The organism is Protofrankia sp. Cr1, assembly GCF_963555865.1.
Taxonomy (GTDB): domain Bacteria; phylum Actinomycetota; class Actinomycetes; order Frankiales; family Frankiaceae; genus Protofrankia.
In genome coordinates this window covers 1-3,012 of sequence record NZ_CAUVXO010000336.1, presented here as the reverse complement: position 1 = coordinate 3,012, position 3,012 = coordinate 1, and the positions used below count along the sequence as shown (strand labels likewise).

Genomic DNA, 3,012 nt, shown 5'->3' with positions numbered 1-3,012 from the left:
CGCGAGGGCGACGCGAGGTCAGTGGGCGGCGTCGTCCCAGGTCAGGCCGCAACCAACACTGACGTCGAGAGGAACCGACATCTGGTATGCCGCTCCCATCTCGGTCCGTACCAGCGCCTCGACCTCGGCGCGCTCACCCGCAGCGATCTCCAGCACAAGCTCGTCATGGACCTGGAGCAACAGCCGGGACCGCAGTCTGCGCTCCCGCAGCGCCCGATCGACGCCCAACATGGCGATCTTTATGATGTCCGCCGCGGACCCCTGGATGGGAGCGTTGAGCGCCATTCGCTCGGCCATCTGGCGACGCTGCGCATTGTCACTGGTAAGATCGGGAAGGTAACGGCGCCGTCCGAGGATCGTCTCCGTGTAACCATCGGCACGGGCCTGTTCGACCACCCCGCGCAGGAAGTCCCGTACCCCGCCGAACCGGGCGAAGTACGCCTCCATCTGCGCACGGGCCTCTTCCGGATGGATGCCAAGCTGGCCGGCGAGCCCGAAGGCGGAGAGCCCGTAGGCCAGCCCGTAGGACATGGCCTTGATCCGGCGGCGCAGCTCGGGATCAACCGCGTCCACCGGCAGACCGAATGCCTGGGCTGCCACGTAGGTGTGCAGGTCCTCGCCGGAGGCGAATGCCTCGATCAGTCCCTCGTCGCCGGACAGATGCGCCATGATGCGCATTTCAATCTGGGAGTAGTCGGCCGTGAGCAGGGTCTCGTACCCCGTGCCGACGACGAACGCCCGGCGGATCTGGCGGCCCTGCGCCGTGCGTATCGGGATGTTCTGCAGGTTCGGGTCGGTCGAGGACAACCGGCCGGTCGCCGCGATCATCTGGTTGAACGTCGTGTGGATGCGGCCGGCATCGTCGATCATCGGTATGAGCGAGTCGACCACCGTACGCAGCCGGGCAACGTCACGATGGCGCAACAGCACCGCCAGGAGCGGATGGTCGGCCTGAGTGGCGAGCCAGGCCAGCGCGTCCGCGTCGGTGGTGTAGCCAGTCTTGATCTTCTTGGTTTTGGGCAGGCCCAGCTCGTCGAACAGGATGGCCTGCAGCTGCTTGGGTGAGCTGAGGTTGAACGGCCGCCCGACGATCTCATGCGCCTGCGCGGACACCGCGGCGACCTCGGCACCGTAGTGCTTCTGGAGCTCGAGCAGATGATCGGTGTCGGCGGCGATGCCGGCCCGCTCCATCACGGCCAGCACGCCGACGAGTGGAAGCTCCACGTCGCGCAGGAGCGCGGTGGCACCGCGGCGGTCCAGGTCCGCGTCGAGCGCGTCGGCGAGCTCGAGGCAGGCCCGTGCCCGCACGACGTCCGCACCGGCCGCGTCCGCCTCGTCCGATCCGTCGATCGTCAGCTGTCCGGTGTCGGATCCTTCCGTGCGCAGGTCGCGCCGCAGGTAACGCAGGACGAGATCGGCCAGGTCGAAGGTGCGCTGACCGGGCAGCGCCAGGTAGGCCGCGAGCGCGGTGTCACTGGTCACACCCTCCAGTGACAGGCCACGGACGGCAAGCGCCAACAGGGGGCCTTTGACGTCATGAGCCGCCTTGGGCTGACCAGGGTCGGCCAGCCACTGCGCCAGCGCCTTGTCATCGTCGCCGGTGAGCCCGGCCGGGTCGATCCACGCACCGGGACCGCCGGGGGTGGCCAGCGCGAGCGCCGTGACGACGCCGGTACCCCGACCCCAGGTGCCACGGACGTGCAGGCCGACGCGCTGCCCGCCACGGGCATGGTCGGTCAGCCATTGGGAAACCTCGCCGGGCCCCAGGATGCGCGTGCTCACCTCGAAACCCTCGTCGGCCTCGGGTTCGACCGTGGCCAGCGCCGTGTACAGCCGCTCCCGCAACGTCCGGAACTGCAAGGTGTCGAAGAGCTGGTGGACAGCTTCGCGGTCCCACGGGCGCAGCCGAAGATCAACGGGGGTGACGTCCAACGGCACGTCCCGGGCGAGCTCGGTCAGGGCCCGGTTGCGGATCACGCTGGCCAGATGGGCGCGCAGCGACGTACCCGTCTTCCCGCCGAGTTCGTCCACCCGGTCGACGAGCTCGGCCAACGACCCGAACTGCTGGATCCACTTGGTGGCGGTCTTCTCCCCCACCCCGGGCACCGACGGCAGGTTGTCCGAGGGGTCACCGCGCAGCGCGGCGAAGTCCGGGTACTGCACCGGGGTGAGACCGTACTTCGCCTCGACCTCCGCCGGCGTGAACCTGGTCATGTCACTGATGCCGCGCCGGGTCATCAGCACCGTCACCTCGTCGGTGACGAGCTGCAACGCGTCCCGGTCACCGGTGACGATCAGCACCTGCATCCCCACGGCCGCGCCCTGGCTCGCCAGTGTCGCGATGACGTCGTCCGCCTCGTAGCCGGGCGCGCTGACCCCGAGCACGGCGAGCGAGTCGCACACCTGCTGGATCAGGCTGATCTGTCCGACGAAGTCCTCGGGTGTCTCGGCGCGCCCAGCCTTGTACTCCGCGTACTGGGTGTGGCGGAACGTGGGAGTCGGCAGGTCCCAGGCGACCGCCACATGGGTGGGGCGCTCATCGCGCAACACGTTGATCAACATCGAGGTGAAGCCGTAGACGGCGTTGGTCGGCTGTCCCGTCGTCGTGGCGAAGTTCTCGACCGGGAGCGCGAAGAACGCACGGTAGGCCAAGGAGTGGCCGTCGAGCAGGAGCAGCCGCGGCTCACCGTCGCCGGGCGCGGGCTGGGCGACGGCCGAGGTGGAGCCGGCAACCGAACGCGCGGAACCACGGGCGGGCGGGCGCTGCGCGCCGGCGGATGTGGCGGACACAACCCGAGTGTATTTGGCCCGCCCGCCCCGCCGGACCTCCCCGTGCCGCACACCGTGGGCGCGGTGCGGCACGGGGAGGGCCAGGAGCCTCCCGGCCGGGGCGGTGACCGGGGTGTCACCCCGCGGATTCACGCCGGCCGTATACCGGCCCCCAGCAATTTCCGCCAGTTGATATTCACCCGGTGATATTCACCTGATGACATTCTACTGCTGACATTCGGG

The 3,012-nt window shown here is 69.2% G+C and carries 1 protein-coding gene; it reads right to left on the bottom strand.

Annotated elements, in window-relative coordinates; translation table 11 throughout:
• Nucleotides 1–18: 18 nt before the first annotated feature.
• Complete coding sequence (polA, locus tag U9980_RS20610) at nt 19–2,790, bottom strand: DNA polymerase I (RefSeq protein ID WP_322769424.1); 2,772 nt, start codon at nt 2,788–2,790, stop codon at nt 19–21.
• Nucleotides 2,791–3,012 lie beyond the last annotated feature (222 nt).